This window comes from Curtobacterium sp. MCJR17_020, from assembly GCF_003234365.2.
Classification (GTDB): Bacteria; Actinomycetota; Actinomycetes; order Actinomycetales; family Microbacteriaceae; genus Curtobacterium.
Window position 1 is genome coordinate 2,324,640 of the sequence record NZ_CP126260.1, and the last position, 16,112, is coordinate 2,340,751.

A 16,112-nucleotide genomic window follows, 5' to 3' on the forward strand; every position below is an offset into this window, starting at 1 on the left:
GGCTAGCGGCCGCCGCCGAGCCCGAGCCCGAGCCGCTCGACGACCTCGGCGCTCTCCTCCTCCGGGGTCCGGTCGGCCGCGATCGTCAGGTGCGCCTCGTCGTCCTGCGGCGGCTCGAGCGTCGCGAGCTGGGACTGCAGCAGCGACGTCGGCATGAAGTGGCCAGACCGCTGCGACATGCGCCGTTCGATCAACGCGCCGTCACCGGCGACGTGCACGAACACCACGCCGGGCGCCCGCAGCACGTCGCGGTACGACCGCTTCAGCGCCGAGCAGGTCACGACACCGTGCGTGCCGGCGTGGAGGTGCCCGCGGATCCAGTCGGCGACGACGTCGAGCCACGGCCAGCGGTCCTCGTCGGTGAGCGGTGTGCCAGCGTGCATCTTGTCGACGTTGCCCTGCGGGTGCATGGCGTCGCCCTCGGCGAAGTCCCACCCGAGCTGCTCGGCGACCATCGCGGCGACGGTCGACTTGCCGGAACCGGAGACCCCCATGACGACCAGGACACGCGCATCCAGAGCGGAGTCGCCGCTCATCGGATGAACACCCCGGCCAGCAGCACCCCGAGCAGACCGAGCACCGAGATGAGGCACTCGAGCACCGTCCACGTCTTGAAGGTCTGCCCCACGGTGGTGTTGAGGTAGCCCTTGACGAGCCAGAACCCGGCGTCGTTGACGTGCGACAGGAACACCGAGCCGGCACCGATCGCCAGCACGAGCAGCGAGGTCATCGGCGTGGACAGGTCGGCGGCGATCGGGGCCATGATGCCCGCCGCGGTGACGGTGGCGACCGTGGCGGAACCGGTGGCGACGCGCACCAGGGCCGACACGACCCAGGCGACGAGGAGCACCGAGACGCCGGAGTCCTTCACGGCGTCGGCGATCACGCCGCCGATGCCCGTGTCGATGAGCACCTGCTTGAACCCACCGCCGGCACCGACGATGAGCAGCACCCCGGCGACCGGGGGCAGCGCGCTCTCGAGCGACTTCGCCACGGCGGACCGGTCCATGCCGCCGCCGATCGCGAAGAAGACCATCGCGTAGATCGCCGCGATGCCGATCGCGATCATCGGCGACCCGAGGAAGTCGAGCAGGCTCACCCACGAGCCGGCTGCGTCGGGCATCGTGGCCTCGCGGACGGCCTGGGCGAGCATGAGGACGACGGGCAGCAGGATGCCGATGAGCGCGACGGTGAACGACGGGCTGCGCGGCTCACTGATGACGCGCGTGAAGTCGCTCTTGCCGTTCGGCAGGGATGCGGTGTCCTGCGTGGCGGGGCCGCGCCGGGCCTCCCGTCCGCCCGAGGCGGGGTCCTGCGGACCGGACGCCGACGCGGAGTCCGACCCACGCGACCCGAACAGGTCGGGAGCGGGGATGTCGACCCAGCGGGCCGCGAACTGGGCGAACACCGGTCCGGCCAGGATGATGACCGGGATCGCCAGCACGATGCCGAAGGCGAGCGTGGTGCCGAGGTTCGCGCCGACGGTCGAGATCGCGACGAGCGGGCCGGGGTGCGGCGGGACGAACGCGTGCATCGTCGACAGGCCGACCAGGGCGGGCACGGCGATCTTCATGATCGGCACGGAGCTGCGCTTGGCGACGAGCACGATGATCGGGATGAGGAGCACGAGGCCGACCTCGAAGAACATCGGCAGGCCGATCAGCGCACCGATCAGGGCCATCGTCCACGGCAGCGCGGCCTTCGACGACTTGCGCACCAGGGTGTCGACCACGCGGTCGGCGGCGCCGGAGTCGACGAGCATCTTGCCGAACATCGACCCGAGGCCGACCAGGATGCCGACGCTCGTCATCGTCGCACCGAAGCCGTTGCCGAAGCTCACGACGGCCTTGTCCGGCGCAAGCCCCGCCCCGATGCCGACGCCCAGGGCACCGATCACGAGCGCGATGAACGGGTGGACCTTGAGCCACGTGATGAGCGCGATGATCACGACGATGCCGACCAGGGCCGCGATGATCAGCTGCGGGATCGGTCCGGACGGGTCGACCGTCTCGGTGCCGCCGCCCTCGGCCGCGAGGACCGTGCCCACGGGGTGGGCGAGCAGGTGGACTGGAGCGTGAGGCATCGGTGCCCCTTCCTGGAGCCGCTGCCGCGCGGCTCCGTCGCCTTCGTGTCGAGTGGCGGTTGGCATTGCGCGCGCCGACCCTCAATAATCTGATTAATCAGACTATACGACGATCCGCCGCGCGCCATCCGCCCTCGGACGCAGTCTGCCGTTTCGATGGGACCGACGTCACGCCGACCGCGCGACACGTACTGCACGGAGGAACGATGCCCCCAGCCCGCGGACTCCACGCCCACGTGCTCGACGCCCTCGGGCAGCGCATCGTCGACGGTGCGCTCGACCCCGGCACGGTGGTCCGCCCCGAGCTCGTGGCGGACGAGTTCGGCGTGTCCCGGTCGGTCGTGCGCGAGGCGCTGCGCGTCCTGCAGTCGCTCGGGCTCGTCGAACCCCGGCAGCGCGTCGGCACGCAGGTGCTCGGCATCGGGTCGTGGGAACTGCTCGCCCCGACGGTCATCCGGTGGCGTGGCGCCTCGCCCGCCTACTTCGTGCAGCAGCGGGAACTGCTCGAGCTGCGACTCGGCGTGGAACCCGTCGCGGCGTCGCTCACCGCTGGCGGCTCCGGGGCGTCCGTCGTCCTCGACGCCGCGCAGGACATGCTCGCCGCATGCGCGCGCGAGGACAGCCGCGCGTACCTCGAGGCCGACGTCCTCTTCCACCGCGCCCTGCTCACCGGCTCCGGCAACGCCGTCTTCGCGCACTTCGCCGGCACCGTCGAGGCGCTGCTGCGCACCCGCACGTCGGAGTCGCGCGACACCATCACGCGCTGGACGCGCGAGGCAGCACTCCGCCACGAGGCCGTCGGGCACGCCCTCGTCGCGGGTGACGGGGCCGCCGCGGCGGCCGCGACGACGGCGCTCGTCGGCGTCACGCGCGACGAGTTCATCGCCGAGGCCCCGCGGCCCTGACGGGGGCGGGCGCGGGCGAGGGGCGGGGCGGGCGCGGGGCGGCGGCACGCCGTGCGCTGACCGTCGAGGTTCCATAACACGCCGTGCACTGACCGTCGAGGTTCCACATCGCGCGCGATCGCACGTCGAGAAGCGCAGATCTCGGAACCTCGGCGCGGCCCACCGCGACCGAACGACGGACGGGAGGCCCGTGGCGACGCGCCCACGGGCCTCCCGTCCGACAGCCGCCCGGGTTCCACAACACGCCGTGCGCTGGTCGTCGAGGTTCCCCAACGCACGCGATCGCACGCCGAGATGCGCAGATCTCGGAACCTCGGCGCGGCCCGAGACGCGACCGGACGACGGACGACGACGGACGACGGACCGACTACCTGCGCGCGAAGAGACGGGGACCGCGCAACCGCAGGCGCATCGTCACCGTGCCGAGCCACCGGTCGTACTTGTAGCCGACCTTGCCCATCCGGCCGACCTCCTCGAAGCCGAGCCGCTCGTGCAGGCGGATCGAGGCCTCGGCCTGCCGGTCGGCGATCACGGCGACGACCTCGCGGACCCCGGCGGACCGGCACTCGTCGAGCAGAGCCTCCATGAGCGCACGGCCGAGACCCTTGCCGCCCGAGGCCGCTCCGAGGTAGATCGAGTCCTCGACCACCCGGTTCGACCGGTCGCGCGGGTTCCAGGCGTCCACCAGCGCGTAGCCGAGGATCTGACCGGCCGGGTTCTCGGCCACCAGGAAGGGCAGCTTGCGCTTCCGGATGTCGTCGTAGCGCTGCTTCCACCGGGCGAAGGTGAACGCCGACGGGTCGAACGTCACGGAGGAGTTGCGGACGTAGTGCGTGTGGATCTCGCGCACGTCGGGCAGGTCGCTCGCCTCGGCGGCACGGATCCGGTACTCGAAGGCGGTCTCGCTCGCCGGCCGGGCACGCAGGTGTCGCGGCAGGACCCGCCGTCGCTGGTATTCCTCCTCGAGCACGTGCCGAGCCTACTGAGCGGGCAGCGACCAGTCGACCGGTGCCGCGCCCTGTTCCTGCAGCAGCGCGTTGACCTGCGAGAACGGCCGACTGCCGAAGAAGCCCCGCGACGCGCTCAACGGGCTCGGGTGCGCCGACGCCACCACCGGGGTGTCGCCGAGCAGCGGCCGGACGGACGCGGCCTGCGCGCCCCAGAGCACGGCGACGAGCGGGGTCCCCCGGGCGACGAGTGCGCGGACTGCCTGGTCCGTGACGGCTTCCCAGCCCTTGCCGCGGTGACTGCCGGCGTCGCCCGCACGGACCGTGAGCACACGGTTGAGCAGCAGGACGCCCTGGTCCGACCACGCACGCAGGTCGCCGTGCGCCGGCGGGGTCACGCCGACGTCGGCGCTGAGCTCCTTGTAGATGTTCACCAGGCTGCGCGGCACCGGACGAACCGCTGGGTCGACGGCGAACGACAGCCCGATCGGGTTGCTAGGCGTCGGGTAGGGGTCCTGCCCCACCACGAGCACCTTCACGGCGTCGAACGGCGTGGTGAAGGCCCGGAGCACGTCGGCGCCGGCCGGCAGGTAGGAGCGGCCGGCCGCTGTCTCGTCACGGAGCCAGGCACCCATGCGGTGCACGTCGGCCTCCACCGGAGCGAGCGCCGACGCCCAGCCCGGGTCGACCAGGTCGGCGAGCGGTCGTGGTTCCACCACGGCTACGCGCCCATCGTGGCGACGGCCACCGACTCCTCGCCGGCCATGACCCGCCAGACGCTGCCGGTACCCCGGACCTCGAGCGCGCCCTCGCCGACGACGAGTGCGGTGTCCTCGTCGATCGCCAGGCCGGCGGTGACGAACTCGGCCTCGGCGCTCGCGATCAGGCGGGCGAGGGTGCCGGCCTGAACCGCGTGGACGTCGATGGTCAGGTCGACCAGGCCGAGGCCTTCGCGGAGCTCGACCTCGTCGAGTCCTTCAGAGGCTGCTTCGGGGCAGATCTCGACGCCACCGATGCGCCAGCCGCCCACGAGCGCGCGGTCGGCGGCGATCATCGCGCCGGCCGAGTAGCCCAGGTAAGGCAGGCCGTCGGCGACGAGCAACCGGAGTTGGTCGACGAGCGGGGCGATCGCTCCCAGGTAGTCCGGAGTGACACCGCCACCGACGACGAGCGCGTCGACGTCGCTCAGGACGGTCGTGTCGAACACCTGGCCGGCCGCGACCTCGGTGACGACGACCTCGGCCGCGCGGGCACCACCGAGCACCTCGGCGATGTCGGCGGTCGACGACGGACTGCCGCCGTCCGGACCGGCGACGGAGAGCAGGGCGATGCGCGGGACCGTCCGGCCGACGGCTGCCGACCGTGCGGTGGCCTCGGCGAGGAAGGGCGCTGCGGCGTCCGAGGCGGCGAAGAGTCCGCCGCCGACGAGGTGGATGCTCACGACTCGGCCGTCACCGGTGCGAGGGCGCTCCACGGGAACGTGATCCAGCCGTCGACCCGGCGCCACACGTGGTCGGGCTCGAGGACGGTGCCGGGCTTCGAGTACAGGCAGGCGCTGCGGACGTCGGCACCGGCGTTCCGGATGATGTCGACGACCAAGCGCAGGGTCCGACCGGAGTCCGACACGTCGTCGACGACGAGCACGCGCTTGCCGGCGAGGCTCGGGGCGTCGAGCGCGGGTGCGAGCACGACGGGCTCGTCCAGGCGCTGCTCGACGTCGGTGTAGAACTCGACGTTGATCGAGCCGCACTCCTTGGTGCCGAGCGCGTAGGCCACGGCACCGGCGATGATCAGCCCGCCACGGGCGACGGCGACGACGACCTCGGGCTCGAAGCCGGAGGACAGCACGTCCTTCGCGAGCAGGCGTGCGGCGTCACCGAACTCCAGCCATCCGAGCACCTCGGGCCCGCTCGTCACGGTCACGGTCGACTGAGCCGGGGCCGTGGGCTCGGGTTCGCTGCTGATCGGCATCCGACCACGGTACCGGCAGGGACCCCGCGCCCGCGACCCGTGGCCACCGCCCGGGCGCTGCGCAGACGGTCAGCGCGGCGTGAGCGTCCCGCGCGCGAGCTTGTGCTGCGCCGACTGCGCGACCGGTCGGATCGTGACCAAGTCGAGGTTCACGTGCGGCGGCAGTTCCACCGCGTGCACGATCGCCTCAGCGACGTCGTCGGCCACGAGCGGGTCCGGCACGTCGTCGTAGACCGCAGCGGCCTTCTGCTCGTCGCCGCGGAAGCGGGTGAGCGCGAACTCGTCGGTCTTCACCAGACCGGGGGCGATCTCGACGACGCGGATCGGTTCGCCGTTCAGCTCGAGCCGGAGCGCGCCGACCAGGGCGTGCTCGGCGAACTTCGCGGCGTTGTAGCCACCGCCGTTCTCGTACGCCACGAAGCCGGCCGTGCTCGTCACCGTGACGATGTCCGCTCCCCCGGTGTCGCGCGCACGGTCCCGCAGGTGCGGCAGCAGCGCGGCGACGACGCGCTTCGTGCCGATCACGTTCACCTCGAACATGGCCCGCCAGTCGTCGACGTCGGACTCCTCGACGCTGGCCGAGCCGAACGCGCCACCCGCGTTGTTCACGAGGACGTCCGCGCCGCCGAGCTCGGCGACGCGGGCGGCGAGCGCCTCGACGTCGGCGGCGCTCGTGATGTCCGCCACCAGGACCTCGGCCCCGGTCTCCGCGGCGAGCGCCTCGAGCTTCGACGCCCGGCGTGCGACGGCGAGCACGTCCCAGCCCCGCGAGCGGAACAGCCGGACGGTGGCCGCCCCGATGCCCGAGCTCGCTCCGGTGACGACTGCGCGCCGTGCTGCCATGTGATCTGCCTCCTGCGTCGGTGACCAGGACGCGTGACGGCCCGGTCCGACCACCGTACCGAGCGGGACCGTTCCCGCACCGCGCCGAGCCGTCCAGGTCACGATCCGGTAACGTGACCGACGATGACGACGGATGCCGCCCCTCCCGCACCCTCGGCCCCGGCGACGCAGCTCGAACCCGGCCGGGCACCGCGCCGTATCCCGATGTGGGACACCGCGCGGTTCGTCGCGGTGACCCTCGTGGTGATCGGTCACGCGATCCAGCGCCAGACGACGGCGAGCGAGCACGCACTGGCGCTCTACACGTTCATCTACGCGTTCCACATGCCAGCGTTCGGTGTGATCAGCGGCTACTTCTCGTCGGCCGACACCCCGACGGCGAAGCGCATGCGCCGGACGATCACCGACATCGTCGTGCCGTACATCATCATGCAGACGATCTGGACGGTGGTGCAGGGCATCGTCGAGGGCGGCAAGGACTTCAACCCGACGCAGCCGACCTGGACCCTGTGGTTCCTGCTGGCCCTCGGCATCTTCAAGCTGATCCTGCCGTACCTGGCGCAGCTGCGGTGGCCGTTGTTCTGGGCCGTCGTGTTCAGCATCGGCGTCGGCTACTTCGACAACGTCGACTCCACGCTGTCCCTCTCACGCGCGATCAGCCTGCTGCCGTTCTTCCTGCTCGGGTGGCAGGTCAAGCAGTGGGGGCTCTTCGACCGCTGGTACGAGGCCTCGCGTCGCACCGTCGTCCGGGTGCGTGTCGCCGCCGGTGTCGTGTTCGCCGCGTGGGCCGTGTCGTGCGCGGTGTGGATCCCGCAGTTCAAGGAGTTCGACCTGCACCACTGGTTCTTCTACGACGACTCGTACTCGGGTCTCGGCGAGGACGCCTGGTGGGCCGGTGCCGTCCGGTTCGGGCTGATGCTGCTCGCGACCCTGCTCACCGCGTCGTTCCTGGTGCTCATCCCCCGCCGGAACATCTGGCTCACGCAGTTCGGTGCGGCGACGATGTACGTGTACCTGCTGCACACGTTCGTGCTCTACCCGATCCGCGAGTCCGGCGTGCTCGCCGGTCCGCACTCCGCGTGGCCGTTCGTGCTCCTGATGGTCGCGATCGCCTGCGCGGTCAGCCTCTTCCTGGCGCAGCCCTTCGTGCGGCGCGGGATGCGCTGGCTGCTGGAACCGAACGTCGGCTGGCTGTTCCGTCGCGACCCCGCCTGACCCCCTTCCTCGCACCGTGCGAGGCCCGCCGGCGAACGGTGCGAGGTTCCGTCCGTGGTGCAGGGGACCCAGGCCTGCACCGAGTCCGGAACCTCGCACCACAGGTGACCTCGCACGGTGCGACCCAGCGTCGCGCTCCGCGGACGGGAGGCCCGTGGCGCGTCGGGCGTGCGCGTTACGTCCCGAGGCGGGTGCGCTGGTACCAGCGCGACCACCTGCGTACCGTGAGTGCCGACGCAAAGCAGCGCCGCGCCTCCAGGCCGAGCGCAAGGCGACCCGACGACCAGCCGCACCGGACAGGAGCACCAAGATGACCGAGCACGACGCCGCGCAGTGGCGGTTCGAGACCACGCAGGTCCACGCCGGCGCACAGCCGGACCCGACCACGGGCGCCCGCGCCACCCCGATCTACAAGACGACCTCGTACGTGTTCGCGAACTCGGACGAGGCCCGCGACCTGTTCGCCCTCGCCAAGCCGGGCAACATCTACTCCCGCATCATGAACCCGACGAACGACGTCGTGGAGCAGCGCATCGCGGCACTCGAGGGCGGCAGCGGCGCACTCCTCGTGGCGTCCGGCCAGGCAGCGGAGACGTACGCCGTGCTGAACATCGCGGGTGCTGGTGACCACATCGTGTCGTCGTCGTCGATCTACGGCGGCACGTACAACCTGTTCAAGTACACGCTGGCGAAGCTCGGCATCGAGACCACGTTCGTCGAGGACCAGGACGACCTCGAGGAGTGGCGCCGCGCCGTCCGCCCGAACACGAAGCTCTTCTTCGCCGAGACCATCGGCAACCCGCGGATCAACGTCCTCGACATCACCGGCGTCAGCGACGTCGCGCACGAGTCCGGCGTCCCGCTGATCGTCGACAACACGATCGCGACGCCGTACCTGATCCGTCCGTTCGAGCACGGGGCCGACATCGTCGTGCACTCGGCGACGAAGTTCCTCGGCGGCCACGGCACCGTCATCGGCGGCATCATCGTCGACGGCGGGAAGTTCGCCTGGTCGCAGCACCCGGACAAGTTCCCGGAGTTCAACACGCCCGACCCGTCGTACCACGGCGCGGTCTTCGCCGAGGCCGTCGGCAACGAGCTCGCCTACATCGTGAAGGCCCGCGTGCAGCTGCTCCGCGACCTCGGGGCGTCGAACTCGGCGGACACCGCGTTCGCACTCCTGCAGGGCATCGAGACGCTGTCGCTCCGCATCGAGCGTCACGTGTCGAACGCCCAGGAGATCGCCGAGTGGCTCGACCAGCACCCGGACGTCGCGACCGTCGCCTACGCCGGCCTGCCGACGTCGCCCTGGTACGCCGCGGCGAACCGGTACGCGCCGAAGGGCGTCGGCGCCGTGCTCTCGTTCGAGCTCAAGGGCGGCGTGCCCGCGGGCAAGGCGTTCGTCGACAACCTGCAGCTGTTCTCGCACCTGGCGAACATCGGCGACGTCCGCTCGCTCGTGATCCACCCGGCGTCGACCACGCACTCGCAGCTCACGCCCGAGCAGCAGCTCACCACCGGGGTGACGCCGGGCCTGGTGCGCCTGTCCGTCGGCATCGAGAACATCGAGGACCTGAAGGCCGACCTCGAGGCCGGGCTCGCCGCGGCCCGAGCCGTGTCGCAGGAGGGGCAGCGCGCCTAGCGTTCGCTCGAGCAGCGAGGCACGACGCGCTCGATGCCTGTGCATGTTGCGACGTCCCACGAGTCGATCGGCTCGTGGGACGTCGCTCGTTGCGCACGCATCCGGTGCGTGCGCATGGTGCGACGATCCACGAGTCGAACAACGCGCACGGTGTCGGAACATGCGCACGCACGCAAACGGCGAGCGCGGGCCGCGACCCGGCCACGGGGCGGACGTGACGTAACACGGCGGCGGCGACCCGCGCCTCCCGGCAGACTGGACGCACCATGGACTGGCAGACGACCCCCGAGGACTCCGTGCCGTCCACGCTGGTGCCCGGTGCCGAACTCGGCACCCTCGGCAAACCGCCGGTCACCGGCGCCTGGCGCCCCGGCGACCACCCGGGTGCGCGCCACTTCGCATCGCTCGGCGAGCAGTGGGTGCGCGGCGGGCGGCTGCCGGCCGTGCGCGTGGCGTACGAGTCGTGGGGCACGCTCAACGCGGCGCGCGACAACGCCGTCCTGCTGTTCCACGCACTGACCGGCGACTCGCACGTCGCGGGCGCACCCGGTCCGGGGCACCGCACCGCCGGCTGGTGGGGCGACGTCGTCGGCCCCGGCCTGGCGATCGACACCGACCGCTGGTTCGTGATCGCGCCCAACATGCTCGGCGGCTGCCAGGGCACGACCGGGCCGTCGTCGGTGGCACCCACCGGGGTCGAGTGGGGCTCGCGGTTCCCGTTCGTCACCGTGCGCGACCAGGTCGAGGTGCAGCGCCAGCTCGCCGACCGACTCGGCATCGACGTGTTCGCGGCCGTCGTCGGCGGGTCGATGGGCGGCATGCACGCGCTCGAGTTCGCGGTGTCCCACCCCGAGCGCGTCCAACGGCTGGCGGTGCTGGCCTCGACGGCGCAGACCACGGCGGACCAGATCGCGGCGAACTCCCTGCAGCGCTCGGCGATCCAGATGGACCCGGCGTTCGCAGGCGGCGACTACTACGAGGCCGACGCCGGTGAGGGCCCGCACCGCGGGCTGGCGCTCGCGCGGCGGATGGCGTTGATGACCTACCGGGCGTCGGACGAGCTGAACGGCCGGTTCGCCCGGTCGTGGCAGAGCGACGTGTCCCCGCTCGGCGACGACGGCCGGTTCTCGGTGGAGAGCTACCTCGACTTCCACGGCAACAAGTTCACCCGGCGCTTCGACGCGTCGTCGTACATCACGCTCACGCACGCGATGGACTCCCACGACGTCGGGGCCGGGCGGGGCGGTGTCGCTGCCGCGCTCGAACTCGTGACGGCCCGCACGCTCGTCGTGGGGATCTCGAGCGACCGGCTGTTCCCGATCGAGGACCAGCACCGGATCGCCGCAGGGGTCCCGGACACGCTCGACGGGGACACGGCCGCGGTGATCGAGAGCGAGTTCGGGCACGACGGGTTCCTCATCGAGCACGAGCAGGTCGGCGCGCACCTGCGGCGGTTGCTCGACGACTGAGCGCGACACGGCGCGGCGGGGCGTCGGGGCGTCGGGGCGGCGGCACGCGCGGCCCGGCGGCGGCACGCGCGGCACGGCGGCGGCACGCACGGCGTGCGCGGCACGGCGCGCCGAACACCCCCCAACGGGTGTCGCCCGTGGTTGGATGGCTGCGAGCCCGGACTGAACGAGGCTCGGTTTCCCCGCACGACCCGTACCACCCGTCACACCAGCTCGTCACCAACCAGGACATCGATGGAATTCATCGCACAGGAACGCGACCGCTTGCTGCGGGCGACGACCCGTGTCGTGGGCATCGTCTGCGCGCTCATCAGCGTCGTCGGCGTGGTCTCCGCCGCCGCGGTCTCCGCCCTGCCGCTCGTGGGCGCCCTGCTGTGCATCGCCGCGATGGTGGCCTCGTTCGTGTTCTTCGGGCGCAGCGGCACCGTGTGGTGGACCGCCGCCATCCTCGTGACGGGGCTCGCCTCGCTCGCGCTGCTGTTCTCCGGCGTGGACGAGTCGGTCCGCCCGCTCGTCGCCAGCGCCGTCATGACGCTCGCGGGCGGTTCCCTCTCCGCACCGTTGATGGCGCAGCGCGGGCACCCCGTGGGCCTCGGACTCACCATCGCCGCCGGTGGCGTCGTCGTGGTCGTGATGGTCTGGGCAACCGGCACGGTCCTGTCGACGCCCGTCAGCGGCGCCCTGCTCGGCTGGGTACTCATCGCGGTCGTGGCCGTCTGGATCTCGCGCAGCATCCCCCGCGTCGCCCGACGGATCTACAGCATCGGCACCGCGCACCGCGCCGAACGCCAGGCCAGCGAGACCGAGGCACAGCGGCGGCAGGGTGCGCGGCTGCTGCACGACACGGTCCTCGCGACGCTCACGCTCCTGGCCCACTCCGGTGTCGGGGTCTCCGAGCAGGCCATGCGCGAGCAGGCCGCCGAGGACGCCCGACTCCTGCGCCACCTGCGACTCGGCGCGACCCCCCAGCCGTCGCAGTCGGGCGACTACTCGCTCACCCGCGAAGAGGAGTCGCCGCTCGGCCAGACCCTCGAGTCGGTGAAGCAGCGCTTCGGCCGGATGGGCCTCGAGGTCAGCTGGCACGGCACCGGTCAGGTGCTGCTGCCGTCGCACGTGCTCGACGCGTTCCTGCTGGCGCTGGGCGAGTGCCTCGAGAACGTCCGCCGGCACGCCGGTGTCGGCGAGGCGCACGTCACGATCGTCCACGACAACGACATGGTGCGCGCCATGGTCACGGACTCCGGCGTCGGGTTCGACCTGACCACCGTCAGCGCCGAACGACTCGGCTTCAAGGAGAGCGTCGTGAGCCGGCTGCGCGAGGTCGGCGGCGACGCCAAGCTCTTCTCCGCGCCGGGCTCCGGCACCACCGTCGTCCTGGAGGCACCGCGATGACCCGGGTCCCCGAGGACACCATCAGCCGCGGCCTGCCCGGCGAGTCGACCGGCCAGCAGCCGCCGCGCACCCGCCGCGAGGCGCGCGAGCGCTACCGCACCAGCGAGCGTCGGCAGGCCCGCGGGCTCCCCTCGACCTCGACCGGTGCACGGTCGCTCCGCCAGGCCGCCAAGCCCGGCGCCTCGCTCGGAGCCGGGTACCTCGGCCTCGGCGCCGCGGTGCTCACCGCGATCGAGGCCGTCTCCGGCATCGTGTACTTCCTGGTCCGCTGGTCCGACTTCTCCGACCCGTGGCTGCCCGCGGCCGCCTGGATGCTCTACCTCGTCGCCGCGGTCGGTGTCGGCCTGAGCGTGCTGACCTACGGCGAGCGGCTGACCGGGCTGGCCTTCGTGCTGATCTGCGTCGTGCTCGCGTGCGTCGTGACCCTCGACTTCATCGGGATCTGGCCCGAGCACGACATCGCCCACACGGCATCGGCGTCGATCGCCGCCGGCTTCGCGCTCCTGCCGATCGCCACGCTCCGGCCCGCCCGCGAGGTCGCCGCGGCCATCGCGGTCCTCGGCCTGGCGTTCGTCGGCATGAGCGTCGCGTCGACCCCGATCACCAACGACACGCTGCCCGGCATCGTGTCCCTGCTCGCCCTGGTCGTCGTGCCGCCGTCGATCGCCCTGTACGTCGTGCAGCGGTTCCGGCAGCTCGTGCAGCGGGAACTCGACCGGGTGCTCGTGCAGAGCAACGTGCAGGCGCCGCAGTTCGCGGTCGGCATGCTCGCCTCGGACGAGCTCGCCCGACTCGACCTGGCCGCCGAGAAGCTCCTCGACGCCGTCGCGAACGGCACCGATCCCCTGCCGCTGTCGGACGCCTCGAGCTCCGTCGCCGCCTCGCTCGCGACCGAGCTCCGCCTGCACCTCATCGAGGGACGGCGCGAGACCTGGCTGTACCACGCGATCACGGAGTCCGACCACCTCGGCCGTTCGGTGAGCGTCGCCGACCCGGGCGCCCTGGCCGGACACCTCTCGCCCGCCCAGCGCGACGGACTGCTGCAGGCCCTGTGGCAGATGGTCGGCGACGGCCGCACCGCCACCCCCGGCCTGCCGGTCGTCTCGGTCACGCTCGGCCCGGTCGGGTCCGACGGCCACCCCGTCACCGACGAGCGGATGGACGTGCCGGTCGTCATCGAGTCCCGCGGCGTCCAGCGCCGACGCCTCGGCCCCACCGCCTGGAGTGCCCTGCAACGCATCGGTCCGTACACCGAGACCGTCCGCGACGGCGCGCTCCACATCGTCGCCCACTGCGTCGTGGACCGACATCCGTCGATGTAGCTGCCGGACACCCGGACAGCCTGCCCGTGCCACGTGCCCCTCCCTCCTAGGATCGGGCACGAACTGCCCCCGAGAAAGGACGCCCGCATGGCGACTCCAGAGGAACCCATCCGACTCGCACTCGTCGACGACCACAGGATGCTCCTCGGCGCGCTCACGGAGTGGATCCGGAGCGCTGCCGACGACATCACGCTGGTGGCCGCGGTCACGACCTGGCCCGAGCTCCTGACGAGCCCGGCGTTCCCGGTGGACGTGGTGCTGCTCGACCTGGACCTCAAGGACTCCATCCCGGTGTCGCTGAAGATCTCGACGCTCAAGACCGCCGGTGTGAAGACCGTCGTGATGAGCACCTACTCGGAGCCGAACGTCGTGCGCGAGGCCCTGGCGGCCGGCGCGCTCGGCTACCTGGTGAAGAGCGAGGACGCCGACATGATCGTCGAGGCGATCCGCTCCGCCCAGCGCGGCGAGCAGTACGTCTCCGCCGAGCTCGACCTGGCCATCAACAGCGGCGACGTCGGTGGCGTCCCGAAGCTCAGCGCCCAGGAGCGCCGCGTCATGGCGCTCTACGGCGGTGGCGAGCCCGTGAAGAGCGTCGCGTACCAGCTCGGCATCTCCGAGGAGACCGCGAAGAGCTACCTCAAGCGCATCCGCGAGAAGTACCGCGTCGCGGGCTTCGACGTGGGCACGAAGGTGGCGCTCCGGAAGCGGGCGATCACCGACGGCATCATCGTGCAGGACGGCGGCCCGCTGGGCCTGTAGCGCGTGACGCACGTGCGGCGGTCTGCCGCACCCCACATCGGACGGGAGGCCCGTGGCGGCGTCGCCACGGGCCTCCCGTCCGGCGCGTGGGCACGCCCACCGCGCGTGGTCAGTGGATGGGGACGGGCGCGGTGATCGGGCCGGTACTCGGCGACGGGGAGCGCAGCGCAGCACGGCGCGTGGTGCGACGCTCGACCGAGTAGCTGACCATCGTGACGAGGACGCCGAGCAGCGCGAGGACGATGCCGAGCCAGCCCGGCGCGACGAACCCGAAGCCGGCAGCGATGACCGCACCGCCGAGTGCTGCGCCGAGCGAGTTGCCGATGTTGAACGCCGAGTGGTTGAGCGCCGCGGCGATCGTCCGGGCGTCGCCGGCGACGTCCATCAGGCGGGACTGCACCGCCGGCGGGATCGCCGACGACGTCGCCCCGAGCAGGAACGCGCCGAGCAGCATGCCCCAGAGCCACTGCGCGGTCAGCACCGTGAGCAGCAGGGCGCCGATGAGCGAGAACATGCCGAAGTAGATCGTGCGCTTCACGCTGTGGTCGGCGAGGTGACCGCCCAGGATGCCGCCGACCACCATGCCGATGCCGACGACCACCAGGACGATCGGCACGAACGACTCCGGCATGCCGGTGACGTGCTGCACGAGCGGCGAGATGTACGAGTAGACGGCGAAGAACCCACCGAACCCGACGGCACCGAGGCCCATCACGATCCAGACCTGCGGCACGCGGAAGGCGCGGAGCTCCCGGCCGATCGTCGCGTGCTCGTCACGGGCGCTCTTCGGCACGAACGCCGCGACGGCGAGGAACGTGAGCGCGAACAGTGCGGCGACGACGCCGTAGGCGATCCGCCAGCCGGCGAGCTGGCCGACCCAGGTGATCGCGGGGACGCCGACGACGTTCGCGACGGACAGGCCGAGCAGCACCATCGCGATGCCCTTGCCGCGCTTGCCCGGGCCCATCATGTCGCCGGCGACGATCGAGGCGATGCCGAAGTAGGCGCCGTGCGGCAGGCCGGCGACGAACCGGGCGACGAGCACCAGGCCGAACGACGGCAGCAGCGCGCTCGCGATCGTCGCGAGGACGAACCCGACGAGCAGCACGAGGATCAGGCCCTTGCGCGGGAACTTCGCCGACATCGCCGCGATGGTGGGAGCACCGACGACGACCCCGAGGGCGTAGGCACTGACGAGCCAGCCCGCGTGCGCGATGCCGGCGTCCGGGTCGAGGCCGTACTGCTGCGGCAGCAGCGCCTGCGCGATGTTCGGCAGCAGGCCCATCGCGACGAACTCGGTCGACCCGATGGCGAAGCCGCCGAGGGCGAGCGAGATGAGCGCGGCGGTGCGACGCGCAGGCGTGAGCTGTGACATGGGGCCTGTTCTCGGACGACGTCCTGCACGGGCGGCGTCGGATCGGGGTGTCGGCTGGACGGTGTCGGCGGGGGCGACCCGCGATCGTCGCGGTCCACGTGCCGATCGGCAGCGCGGCCACGCCCGAACGGGGTGCCGGTCCGGGTTCAGCAGCGAACGGGACGGTCCGGGTGGCGACGACCATCCGGT

15 protein-coding genes are annotated in these 16,112 nt (G+C 71.9%); 7 read left to right on the forward strand and 8 right to left on the reverse strand.

What is annotated here, in order from left to right:
* Positions 1–2: 2 nt before the first annotated feature.
* Both DEJ14_RS10955 and DEJ14_RS10960 read right to left on the reverse strand, forming a co-directional pair.
* The gene (locus DEJ14_RS10955) at positions 3–536 is read right to left on the reverse strand and encodes a gluconokinase (protein WP_111086973.1); all 534 of its coding nucleotides are present in this window, start codon (positions 534–536) and stop codon (positions 3–5) included.
* Complete coding sequence (locus tag DEJ14_RS10960) at positions 533–2,083, reverse strand: GntP family permease (RefSeq protein ID WP_111086974.1); 1,551 nt, start codon at positions 2,081–2,083, stop codon at positions 533–535. The genes DEJ14_RS10955 and DEJ14_RS10960 overlap by 4 nt, the downstream gene beginning before the upstream one ends.
* Before the next feature lie 206 nt (positions 2,084–2,289).
* Between DEJ14_RS10960 and DEJ14_RS10965 the strand changes: the two genes are divergently transcribed.
* Entirely contained in the window at positions 2,290–2,988 is a 699-nt protein-coding gene (locus tag DEJ14_RS10965; protein WP_111086975.1) for a FadR/GntR family transcriptional regulator, read from the forward strand.
* Positions 2,989–3,355: 367 nt separating this feature from the next.
* On the opposite strand, the gene DEJ14_RS10970 is transcribed toward DEJ14_RS10965, so the two are convergent.
* From DEJ14_RS10970 to DEJ14_RS10990, 5 genes are all read right to left on the reverse strand, one after another.
* A complete protein-coding gene (locus DEJ14_RS10970) occupies positions 3,356–3,958 on the reverse strand; it encodes a GNAT family N-acetyltransferase (RefSeq protein WP_111086403.1) in 603 nt (200 codons plus the stop codon).
* A gap of 9 nt (positions 3,959–3,967) precedes the next feature.
* Entirely contained in the window at positions 3,968–4,651 is a 684-nt protein-coding gene (locus DEJ14_RS10975) for a uracil-DNA glycosylase (RefSeq protein ID WP_111086444.1), read from the reverse strand.
* A 5-nt stretch (positions 4,652–4,656) separates the two neighbouring features.
* Positions 4,657–5,376 carry a Type 1 glutamine amidotransferase-like domain-containing protein gene (locus tag DEJ14_RS10980; protein ID WP_111086446.1) on the reverse strand — a complete coding sequence of 240 codons (720 nt, stop codon included), beginning with the start codon at positions 5,374–5,376 and terminating at the stop codon, positions 4,657–4,659.
* Positions 5,373–5,906 carry a phosphoribosyltransferase gene (locus DEJ14_RS10985; protein ID WP_173168683.1) on the reverse strand — a complete coding sequence of 178 codons (534 nt, stop codon included), beginning with the start codon at positions 5,904–5,906 and terminating at the stop codon, positions 5,373–5,375. Before DEJ14_RS10985 ends, DEJ14_RS10980 begins: the two co-directional genes overlap by 4 nt.
* A gap of 69 nt (positions 5,907–5,975) precedes the next feature.
* The gene (locus tag DEJ14_RS10990) at positions 5,976–6,749 is read right to left on the reverse strand and encodes an SDR family oxidoreductase (protein ID WP_111086404.1); all 774 of its coding nucleotides are present in this window, start codon (positions 6,747–6,749) and stop codon (positions 5,976–5,978) included.
* A gap of 123 nt (positions 6,750–6,872) precedes the next feature.
* Here DEJ14_RS10990 and DEJ14_RS10995 point away from each other — a divergent pair, with 123 nt between their 5' ends.
* The 6 genes from DEJ14_RS10995 (at position 6,873) to DEJ14_RS11020 (ending at position 14,548) form a co-directional block, all read left to right on the forward strand.
* Positions 6,873–7,964 carry an acyltransferase family protein gene (locus DEJ14_RS10995; RefSeq protein ID WP_111086405.1) on the forward strand — a complete coding sequence of 364 codons (1,092 nt, stop codon included), beginning with the start codon at positions 6,873–6,875 and terminating at the stop codon, positions 7,962–7,964.
* 310 nt (positions 7,965–8,274) lie between these two features.
* Positions 8,275–9,606, forward strand: coding sequence for a bifunctional o-acetylhomoserine/o-acetylserine sulfhydrylase (locus tag DEJ14_RS11000; protein ID WP_111086406.1), 1,332 nt, complete (start codon positions 8,275–8,277; stop codon positions 9,604–9,606).
* A 266-nt stretch (positions 9,607–9,872) separates the two neighbouring features.
* The gene (gene metX / locus DEJ14_RS11005; protein ID WP_111086407.1) at positions 9,873–11,075 is read left to right on the forward strand and encodes a homoserine O-acetyltransferase MetX; all 1,203 of its coding nucleotides are present in this window, start codon (positions 9,873–9,875) and stop codon (positions 11,073–11,075) included.
* A 234-nt stretch (positions 11,076–11,309) separates the two neighbouring features.
* The gene (locus DEJ14_RS11010) at positions 11,310–12,467 is read left to right on the forward strand and encodes a sensor histidine kinase (RefSeq protein ID WP_111086408.1); all 1,158 of its coding nucleotides are present in this window, start codon (positions 11,310–11,312) and stop codon (positions 12,465–12,467) included.
* Positions 12,464–13,789 carry a hypothetical protein gene (locus tag DEJ14_RS11015; RefSeq protein ID WP_111086409.1) on the forward strand — a complete coding sequence of 442 codons (1,326 nt, stop codon included), beginning with the start codon at positions 12,464–12,466 and terminating at the stop codon, positions 13,787–13,789. The genes DEJ14_RS11010 and DEJ14_RS11015 overlap by 4 nt, the downstream gene beginning before the upstream one ends.
* 87 nt (positions 13,790–13,876) lie before the next feature.
* A complete protein-coding gene (locus tag DEJ14_RS11020) occupies positions 13,877–14,548 on the forward strand; it encodes a response regulator transcription factor (protein ID WP_111086410.1) in 672 nt (223 codons plus the stop codon).
* A gap of 109 nt (positions 14,549–14,657) precedes the next feature.
* Here DEJ14_RS11020 and DEJ14_RS11025 read toward each other — a convergent pair whose 3' ends face one another.
* Positions 14,658–15,923, reverse strand: a complete 1,266-nt coding sequence (locus DEJ14_RS11025) for an MFS transporter (protein WP_111086411.1) — start codon at positions 15,921–15,923, stop codon at positions 14,658–14,660.
* Between the last annotated feature and the right edge of the window lie 189 nt (positions 15,924–16,112).

Excerpts from the sequence above, each read along its gene's own strand:
- DEJ14_RS10955 (WP_111086973.1), bottom strand. The coding sequence starts at position 536 with ATGAGCGGCGACTCCGCTCTGGATGCGCGTGTCCTGGTCGTCATGGGG.
- DEJ14_RS10960 (WP_111086974.1), bottom strand. The coding sequence starts at position 2,083 with ATGCCTCACGCTCCAGTCCACCTGCTCGCCCACCCCGTGGGCACGGTC.
- DEJ14_RS10965 (WP_111086975.1), top strand. The coding sequence starts at position 2,290 with ATGCCCCCAGCCCGCGGACTCCACGCCCACGTGCTCGACGCCCTCGGG.
- DEJ14_RS10985 (WP_173168683.1), bottom strand. The coding sequence starts at position 5,906 with ATGCCGATCAGCAGCGAACCCGAGCCCACGGCCCCGGCTCAGTCGACC.
- DEJ14_RS10990 (WP_111086404.1), bottom strand. The coding sequence starts at position 6,749 with ATGGCAGCACGGCGCGCAGTCGTCACCGGAGCGAGCTCGGGCATCGGG.
- DEJ14_RS10995 (WP_111086405.1), top strand. The coding sequence starts at position 6,873 with ATGACGACGGATGCCGCCCCTCCCGCACCCTCGGCCCCGGCGACGCAG.
- DEJ14_RS11000 (WP_111086406.1), top strand. The coding sequence starts at position 8,275 with ATGACCGAGCACGACGCCGCGCAGTGGCGGTTCGAGACCACGCAGGTC.
- metX (WP_111086407.1), top strand. The coding sequence starts at position 9,873 with ATGGACTGGCAGACGACCCCCGAGGACTCCGTGCCGTCCACGCTGGTG.
- DEJ14_RS11010 (WP_111086408.1), top strand. The coding sequence starts at position 11,310 with ATGGAATTCATCGCACAGGAACGCGACCGCTTGCTGCGGGCGACGACC.
- DEJ14_RS11015 (WP_111086409.1), top strand. The coding sequence starts at position 12,464 with ATGACCCGGGTCCCCGAGGACACCATCAGCCGCGGCCTGCCCGGCGAG.
- DEJ14_RS11020 (WP_111086410.1), top strand. The coding sequence starts at position 13,877 with ATGGCGACTCCAGAGGAACCCATCCGACTCGCACTCGTCGACGACCAC.
- DEJ14_RS11025 (WP_111086411.1), bottom strand. The coding sequence starts at position 15,923 with ATGTCACAGCTCACGCCTGCGCGTCGCACCGCCGCGCTCATCTCGCTC.